General features: G+C 36.0%; 5 protein-coding genes and 1 pseudogene. 1 reads left to right on the top strand and 5 read right to left on the bottom strand.

Annotated features, from left to right (window positions below):
- The 5 genes and pseudogenes from HMPREF9073_RS09185 to HMPREF9073_RS09165 all read right to left on the bottom strand — a co-directional run.
- Nucleotides 1-2,089, bottom strand: a pseudogene (locus tag HMPREF9073_RS09185) (hypothetical protein); the annotation flags it as partial.
- Between the two features lie 5 nt (nucleotides 2,090-2,094).
- Nucleotides 2,095-5,346: a T9SS type A sorting domain-containing protein gene (locus HMPREF9073_RS09180; protein ID WP_009413453.1), complete on the bottom strand. Its 3,252-nt coding sequence runs from the start codon at nucleotides 5,344-5,346 to the stop codon at nucleotides 2,095-2,097.
- Between the two features lie 37 nt (nucleotides 5,347-5,383).
- Complete coding sequence (locus HMPREF9073_RS09175; RefSeq protein WP_198005898.1) at nucleotides 5,384-5,707, bottom strand: hypothetical protein; 324 nt, start codon at nucleotides 5,705-5,707, stop codon at nucleotides 5,384-5,386.
- Complete coding sequence (locus tag HMPREF9073_RS09170) at nucleotides 5,658-5,873, bottom strand: lipoprotein (protein WP_009413451.1); 216 nt, start codon at nucleotides 5,871-5,873, stop codon at nucleotides 5,658-5,660. Before HMPREF9073_RS09170 ends, HMPREF9073_RS09175 begins: the two co-directional genes overlap by 50 nt.
- A 19-nt stretch (nucleotides 5,874-5,892) precedes the next feature.
- Complete coding sequence (locus HMPREF9073_RS09165; RefSeq protein ID WP_009413450.1) at nucleotides 5,893-7,935, bottom strand: fibronectin type III domain-containing protein; 2,043 nt, start codon at nucleotides 7,933-7,935, stop codon at nucleotides 5,893-5,895.
- Nucleotides 7,936-8,284: 349 nt separating this feature from the next.
- Between HMPREF9073_RS09165 and HMPREF9073_RS09160 the strand changes: the two genes are divergently transcribed.
- The gene (locus tag HMPREF9073_RS09160; RefSeq protein WP_009413449.1) at nucleotides 8,285-8,830 is read left to right on the top strand and encodes a hypothetical protein; all 546 of its coding nucleotides are present in this window, start codon (nucleotides 8,285-8,287) and stop codon (nucleotides 8,828-8,830) included.
- The last annotated feature ends 27 nt before the right edge of the window (nucleotides 8,831-8,857 follow it).

The following is an 8,857-nucleotide window of genomic DNA, read 5'->3' as shown; positions in this document are numbered from 1 at the left end:
TCTTGCCCTGTTTGATAGTAGCTTGTACTTGTTCTACTGCAAAGCTATGGAAACCTTTGAGGGTAAGCAAAAAGTCGTTAGAACCTTCTACTCGTTTGGATGCGATGAGTGCGCCTTTATCGGTTTTGAAGATAAGGCTATCGGCACTAATATTTTTATCGGTGATATGTACTTTGGCTAAGAAAGGTTCTGTTTCACCTTTTACCACCGCTTTAAACGGAATGTACTTACCGTCAAGCTTTTGGTAGTCCTTACTATAGGCTTTGGTAGGGACTTCATAAGCGTATTTAGAGTCGGCTGTATTCTCAAAAGTTACCTCAATACCTTTGGCGGTAAGGGCTGTAGCCTCACCTCCTTTGCTTACGCCATTGGTGTTTTCTTTGGTAGGTTTGCCTCCTTGAGCTACTATTTGAGGTTCAGATACTTTACCGTCTTTATCTATGCGATATATATATTCTTGGGTAGAGGTTACTCCATTGGTAGTAGTGGTTACTTTTCCTTTGACAGTGGAATCATTGCCTCCAAATGGGAATACTTCCTTGCGACCGTCTTTACCTGTAACAACTATTTCACCATTGCGAGTTTCTACCTTATCAATCTCAAAAGGTACGTTTATCTCATTAGATTTTTTGCCTTGACCTATGAGGTTTTCTATGAACTGTACATTTTTCCAATCGGCATCATAAGTAGTTTTCACTACTCCGTCTGTGAGCTGGTAATCACTGTTGATTTTGACGTTTTCAAATTCTACCGCCAGCTTAGTATCGTTCAAGTAAGGCACTTTTATAAAGCCTTTACCTGAAAATACACCATTGCTACCACTCACCTCCAAAAGGGTAACCGCAAAATCACCTGCGGTAAACACTTCATTGGTTATTAAACTATTGAGAGGCTTTTGGTTTGTAATCGTTATTTTGGGTACAATTCCGCAGTTATACCCTTGCTCAGTGGTGTTGGGTGTTTTCTCTATTTTGAAAGTCTGTATATCCGAATACACATAGCTGGGAGTAATACCATAGCGTTCGCCCTCGCAAGAAGCTCCTACACGAAACTCGTACTCACCCGCCTCCAAGTCGGCGATGAGGGTTTGGGTATTTCGGGTAAAGGTCTCGAACCACTGTGCGCCTTCTACGTTTTTCTTACGGTATTGGATATGGTATTTTTGGTGCAGTGTGTGCCCTTGCCAGAGTAGTTTGGTACGACTTTTACCCTGCTGTTCGCTTAGCAAAAAGAGCGGTTTGCTACAGTTTACGGCGTAGACAAACGTGTGTACCTCGCTATAACCATCGTTTTTAAAGACACTGTTTTCTGCCAGTCCACCTGTGGAGATAGCTCTTACGCGCCACGCATAACGTCTGCCAGGGATGAGGTTGGGTTTGCTCACATCATAGACGAAGGTGGTCATTCGCAAATCGTCTTCTTTGAGTATGCGTCGGCTTACTTCAAAAGCAAAACGAGGGTCGAGGGTAGGGTCTAAAATCTCACGTAATTCAAAGGAATAGGTTACATTGGTCGCGTTGATTTGACGGGGTGTCCAACTGAAAATAATGTTTTGAAAATCGGTTACAGCTACTTGCTCATTATCAGAGGGAATATTCAGAATTGGGGGGTCATTGAGCATTAGATAGGCAATGGCGCAATGACTTTGGGAGAGCCAACGACCACTGAGCACATCTTTTACCCTAAAGCAGAATGAGTACATCCTATCGGGCAAGGCAGAGGCGTATTGTTGTGAGGTGATACCTTGCAGGTTGCGCAACTGGAAGTAGCTTGCCAGCTCGGCATTGGTGAGGCGGAGGATTTCGCCTCCACTGATACGCAAGGGTGAAACGCCTGAAAGTACGGGGGCTGAGGCTGCTGTAAGTCCATTGCCTTTAATCTCTACATATAATTGTACGGGGCGGTTCTGCACACTCAAGTCGGTAGTGATGAGTTGCAGTTGTACCTTATTAGCCATTGGGTTGGCATAGTCGGCAATCTTACTGCTATACGGAGGTGTGAGCACAGGCACTACCTGCACAGGGTAGGTTTGTGCTATGAGCTGCCACGTTGTGAGCAGAAAGAGGAATATGTAAGAGAATAGGCGCATCGTACTTAAGGAATGATAATGATTTTTTTACTTAATCGTTGGTAAGGAGTTTCTAAAACCAATATATAGGTAGCAGCTGGTAGTGGGTCTTGAAAATCAACCCAGTGTTCAGTAGCTGAAGCTGAGTTTTTCTCGCTCACTAATTGCCCTGTGATACTATATAGGCGGAATTTGATAGCCCCTGCTTTTTCTAAAACTACTTTGGCTTTGAACTTGCCATCGTTAGGGTTAGGTGCGACTTCAAATTCTCTTACAAAAGCCTCATTGTTTTTTTGAGTTTTAGGTAAATCGGTAGCGGGTTCTACAATGATATTCTTGTAGAACAACTCAAAGCAATTACCTTGTGTTTGCTTGATGCCTATGCGGTATTCACCTTTTGCTTTGAAGATGAGAGAGATATAGTCTTCACTTTTATTGGTGATTTCAATAGCTTCATTTTCGGGTACTAACCACTCAGTAGTTTCTCCTTTAGGACTACTGGTGTTTACTAATATTACCTCTTCATTCTCATAGGCCTGGGTAGTGAGTAAGAACTCAGAAGCTATTTGAGTATTTGCACTTTCAATAGTAATAGCATCTGTTGCTGTACAACCATCTTTAGTAGTTACCGTAGCCCTATAAGTACCTTTTTCGGATAAAGTTACTTGAGGCATATTAGAAGAAAATCCATTATCGCCAGTCCACAGATAAGTAGCTTGTGGATCATTAATGGCTATATTTAAGGTAAGTGTTTGTCCGTTGCAAAGCGTGCGATTCTCTCCTAAATCAATCTCAAATTTAGAAGGGTTTTCGATAGTGAAAGTTTTAAAGTGAGCACAACCTTGAGCATCGGTTATTTTTACCTTGTACTCTCCTGTGGGGAGGTTGTTTATATTTGCTGTAGTAGCTCCTGTATTCCACAAGTATTGATAAGGTGCTGTGCCTCCCTGCACTACAAGCGCTATAGCGGCATTAGCGGCATTATGACAACGAAGTGGGGTGATAGTACCTGTAACCGTAAGGCTATTAGGTTGCAGAACAGCTGTACTTCCTTGTACCATACAGCCTGCTCCATCTTTGATTTCAACTGTATAAGGCATAGGTAGCAAGTTTTCGATGGAGGCAGTAGTAGCTCCATTAGACCACAGATAAGTATAAGGAGGCGTGCCCCCAGCAGGGGTAGCGGTAATTTTGCCATCGTTACCCTTGCAAGTAGCATCTGTTTTTTGAAGGGAAAGGGTTAATTTGGCAGGTTCTTTAAGCTCATAAACAACGTCTACCACTTTAGTTACTGTATGGGTGTTGTACTCACCCAATACAATACCATTGGCATCTTGTATATTAATAGCGTATTTGCCAGCAGAAAGATTTTTGGCAGTATCATCCTCAATAGGGAGTGTTACCCAATAGCCATTGCTGTCTTGTTTTTTCCAAGTGTAAATGTAAGGCTTACCACCATTTTGAGTACCTGTAAAAGGAGTTCCTCCTGAAGCCTCAATTTTCAGTTCACCATCCTGACTTTCATCGCGCTGACCGTCATAAGGGTTTTTATCCTTTTCGTCGCCAAATTCATTTTGGGAGTTGCAGGAGATGGGGTTTGAAAGTTCTATAGAAGCTTTGAGTTTTTCAGGATGAGAAAGATAATATTGACTTCTAAGTTTTGCACAATTTACCCTTTTATTATTATTAGAATCATAATTTTTATCATAAACAGATAAGAAATAATTTCCTTCTCGAACATTTCTTAATATCACAGAAAATTCTCCTGTTACGGAATCAAAATTATATTCAGTATTAGCTAAAATATCACCATTTGCATTTTCCCAAACAAAATTATATTTTTTTTCACCAAAATATAAAGGAGTTCCTCCCTTAATTACAGCAGTGATATATCCATCAGAAGCACCATTAAAAGAAGGAAGTTTTTGTCTATCGGGAGGATATGAAATAGTAATAGGTTCAGGGGCTTTTAATTCAACTGTAATTGTTTCTTTATTATCATTCCACCTATCTCTCCCTATACACCCATTAGTATCTTTTACTCTAATAGTATATTTTCCTGATGAGAGATTTTCTATATGATGAGTTCCTCTTGGAGAAGTAAAATCCTGCCACTCACTATTATTTATTTGTATTTTATAATTATGTACTCCTCCATAAGCTCCTATATATATTTCTCCATCATTCCCCTCATTACAAGAGGGGTTTTTAGGTTGGATAATGAAAAACTTTACAGGATCAGGATTTTTAATAGTAAATATAAAAGGATGCTCCTCTGTATAAGGAGAGTAAGAGTTTGCAGAGCTATTTCCCAAATAAGAAACCTCATAAGTTCCTGCTTCTAAATTTTCAAAAGTAAAAGTATTGTCCTCATCTAATTTTTCTTTATTATTATAAGAAGCTAATAAACTTCCATTCTTTTTAATATTGAAAGACATTTTTTCACCTTTTTTTAAAGGACGATCAAAGCGTAGCGTATAGTTAGCTTTATCACCATAACAATTAGTTATGATAACATCGTTATTATCATTTTTAAGAATAGGGAGGGATTTTTTAACTGTAAAAAATACTGGATCTGAAATATTTCCACAAGATGATCTTTGTATAAAAGAAATTTTTTGACCAATAAATTCTTCCATTCTACTTCCTAAAATATCGTAAGCATTCACTTCAATAGTTGATTGTCCATTAAATTTAGACAAATTCATATAACCATGTCCAATGTCATATTGCCAATTATAATCCACAGAGCGAAATCCGTAATCAGATTCTATTTTTATTTTATCTTTTGACGGAAGATCCCCTCCATCTTTTGTTCTGATAACTAATTTAGGATAAATTTTTACAGATATAATATGGTCCCACCACCTTACGGCATCATTATTTTGAAAATTATTTTCACAAAAACTAATATTTTTTTTTATTTCAGAATCATTAAAAGATCCATCTCCTCCACATCCTCCCCAATCTCTATGCCAATTTCTAGATGCAGTACTCTTTAACAACAAAGGTCTCCAAGTAGCTGGTACATTATTTTTTTTTATCCCATAATCGGAGTAATAATATTGGGAGACACCATTTAAATCTTGTTCTAATATACTTCTACTTCCTTTATCAAAGAGAATTTCAATTAGAACTTTATTTTTACATCCATCACCATAATTTTTATTATGAGCTTTTATTATACAGTGAGATTCTATAATATACTCCCCCAGCTGTGCTTGTCCATAAGCAATAGAACAGGAGAATAGAGCGAAAATTATAAATATTTTTTTCATACTTTAGGACAAAGAAACCTTTGTTACTTTTGCGAGTTTATATTTTTGTAAATTGATATACGATGGAAACTACATTTTTATTCCAGTCTTCTTCCCTTTCTTTTTCCATTTCCTTAGAAATTTTGAACATTTGATCCTTATCAGGTAATTGCACAATTTTCATTTTAAGTTCTCCTAAACGCTCTCCATTATAGATAAAATCATTACTGATAATATTCCAAGTAAATAGAATTTCATCTACTTTAAATTTATCATCTGGAATACAATCTTTTGTATTTTGAGTTGTATATCCGATTTCTCTACCTCTACCATTAGGTAAAAATTCCAAAAAAAACACAATCATCGGCTTTTTGAACTTCATTACCTTTATATTCCAACCCAATTTCTATAATTTTCCACTTTCTAATCAATTTTTGTTCGAGGGAGTTTTTAGGTTGTTCTTGAGGTTTAGTGTCATCTTTTTTTCCACAAGCGTTGCTTGCAAATACGGTTGCTACTAAGGCGATTAAAAAAAATACTCTTTTCATAGTGTAAGTGTTTAAAAAATTAATAATTAACTTCTACTTTTTCACCTTCTACAGGTTTGCCATTAGCTAATGAAGGTAAAAAGTAATATTCATATATTGTATTGATGTGTATTTCTTTATCGGTGATGTGTTGTTGTTTGGGGGTGAGTACTTTCCAGAGTGAGGGTGATGTGCCTTTTACATTTTTGTAAATCTGTATCTCGGTTACTTTGGCATTTTTTTGATATTTCCAAAACAAAGAGATAGAACGCGCATTCCTATCGGCTACAAAATCTACACTTTTTATTACTTTATCAGCTCTTATAGGTGCTTTTATGATTATGGTTGCATTGTCTGCACTTGACCATAACCCTGCTTTGTCCTTTGCTTGAATGAGATACTCATACATTTTGCCTCCTTCAGTATTTTCATCAATAAATGTGTTGGTTTCTTTGTGAAATACTTGTAACGGTTGCCATTTTTCTGTTCCTTTTTCTCTTCTACTTAGGGTATAGCTTTCTACATCATCACTTGAACTGTTTATCCAATACAGTGTTATCTTTCCGTTTTCGGTAGTGAAATTATTAAAAATAGGAGCAGTAGGCGGGTTTTTATCAGGTTTCTCAACTACTATTACTTCAGAAAAAGGAGAGCGATTGTAACGTAAATCTTCTGCTAAAATTTTGTAAAACACCTTTTTATTAGAAAGAGAGAAACTCACTGTATCACGGGCTGTATTTTCAGTGATGATATGATTAAATATATCTACAAATTCTTCTTTATCGGTATTAGCTCTCAGTACTCTATAGCCAGCTAAATCTGCTTCAGTATTAGCTTTCCACGAAAGAGTAACCACACCTAAACTATCAATTTTTCCTTGTAGCCCTATAGGTCGGGCAGGAGGAATAGAATCGGATGGTTGCACTAAAGTACTATGTGAGAAATGTCGTTTTTGTTGTTTATCAACCGAGGCTATTTTGAAATAGTTAGAGGCTGAAAGTTTCCTATATATGAGTTTCCTATCCTCTTTTTTGATGTTGTCTACTACTTTTTGATAGTTCGCATCTTCTTTGGTATTGTGCCAAAGTTCAAATTTTTCAGTAGCTTTTTCAGCTTCTTTAGGGTATTCCCAAATAAGTTCTACCCCGTCGTTAATGAAATTATAGTCGGCTATACGAGGGACAGCTGTAGTAGCAGAAACACCTTGTACTTTTATAGGGGCTGAAGGAATACCTTTTTCGCCAAAGGCATTGATACCATAGATGCGAAAGAAGTAAGGCGTATCATTCGTTTCTAAAGTAGTTGCATAGAACATTTGTTTTTTACTTGTTCCATTCATATCTACAATAGGTGTGGAAGAGATAGACTGAAAGTCAGTGCCATTTTCAGAACGTTCTATGATATAAGAAGTATATATATCTTTTAAATAAGTGATTCCCCAAGAAAAAAGTACCTTTTTATCATCGGGGATAGCTGTGAAATCGTGAATTTTAGGAAGTGTTTCAACATCAGAAAGCCCTACCATCACCGCAGACGACTCTATTTCGGGCATTCCGAGAACTTCTACCTGATAAATATAGGTTTCTCCCGCTTTTACATCGGTATCTATAAATCCCCAACCTGCTTTCTGAGCTGCTACAAAGGACATATCTGCTGCAAAAAGAGCAAAAGTATGACGCTGGTTTAGCTCCTCTGCTATATTTACAATTTTAGATATACCATTTTTACTATCTTGTTCTACAGAAAAAGATTCACCATATAGTGCCTGAGCAATGATAGCGCCATAATTATCTTTTTGAATGAAGTCTATCCAATCTTCTTGTTTATCAGGTTTTAGAGTGGCTATAGTTTGTTTTTCAGGATTTTCGAGGAAATTACCATCTTTTTTGATGAGTATTTTGTGAAGAATAAAGCCTTTTTGATTTGCTTTCTGCCATTCAATAGGAGTATTTACCGCCCAACGGAGCAGTATTCTATCTTTTTGAACGTAGGACTTGAGCATTACTGAAGGAGTAGTATCAGACAATTGAGCAAAAGACCAATTTACTACCCAAAAGCAGATAAGAAATAAGGCTTTTTTCATACTTATAGCATATCAAAAGTATAGTAATATTTTAAACGCCACAAAATTATACATTTATTTTTAAATTACAAATATATTCTCAAATAAAATTGAAATATATTTTGTTATAAAAATACAAAACTCTGTAATTCAATAAAATATAATTTATATCTTATTCAAAAAAGATATAAAAACCCATTTCTAAAACACTTCATAAATGTATTTTATTTATAAGAATTGTTTCAATTTTTCTCTATTTCACCGTTAATTGTGTAATCTAAAAGAATGTTTTTTGAATTTACTAATAAAATACGTACCTTTGCACAATCAAATTAGTAACTTAACATTAACATTTTAATACTTAACAACAATGGTAAAGAAAATATTTTTACTCACCTTTATGGCAATAGGAATGACTGCCTGCTCTAAGTCTGACGACACTCCTACTAATACTAATAATGGAGATAACAATAAGCTGCTAGGAACTTGGGTAGGTACAGTAGAAGTTATTGCAGAAAAACCTGAACAACAAAGTAAAGTATCAGAACTTTTTAAAAAATCGTATGGAGCTTTATTAGGGAGTCCTGAAAGTAACTATCAAACCTATACTGTTAAGGTAGTTTTTGGCAATGAAAAAAGACTGAAGATAACAGACAAAAAAGGGCAGTACTCTTTTCAAGAAATAAAATACTCAACTTTAGGTAACAAAATAGTTGATGATGAGAAAAAGCAACCTTTAGCTACTTATTCTATTGAGAATAACAGATTATTAGCTGAAAACACAGACTTTTTCTATTTAATAACAGATACTAATTTGGATAATTTAACTAATGCTGAAGAATATCTAAAGGAATTTGCACAGTTAGACACAACAGCTCCTGACTACGCTAACAAGCTAATAGAATTAAAGATATAATGGACAAAAATGAGGCTATTTTAGAGA

Source organism: Capnocytophaga sp. oral taxon 326 str. F0382, assembly GCF_000318295.1.
Classification (GTDB): domain Bacteria; phylum Bacteroidota; class Bacteroidia; order Flavobacteriales; family Flavobacteriaceae; genus Capnocytophaga; species Capnocytophaga periodontitidis.
Note: the sequence above shows the minus strand (reverse complement) of the source record. Positions and strands in the feature narration are given on the sequence as shown.

Bases quoted from the DNA above. Each gene is read 5' to 3' on its own strand.
- HMPREF9073_RS09165 (WP_009413450.1), bottom strand. From the start codon at position 7,935: ATGAAAAAAGCCTTATTTCTTATCTGCTTTTGGGTAGTAAATTGGTCT.
- HMPREF9073_RS09175 (WP_198005898.1), bottom strand. From the start codon at position 5,707: ATGAAGTTCAAAAAGCCGATGATTGTGTTTTTTTTGGAATTTTTACCT.
- HMPREF9073_RS09160 (WP_009413449.1), top strand. From the start codon at position 8,285: ATGGTAAAGAAAATATTTTTACTCACCTTTATGGCAATAGGAATGACT.
- HMPREF9073_RS09170 (WP_009413451.1), bottom strand. From the start codon at position 5,873: ATGAAAAGAGTATTTTTTTTAATCGCCTTAGTAGCAACCGTATTTGCA.
- HMPREF9073_RS09180 (WP_009413453.1), bottom strand. From the start codon at position 5,346: ATGAAAAAAATATTTATAATTTTCGCTCTATTCTCCTGTTCTATTGCT.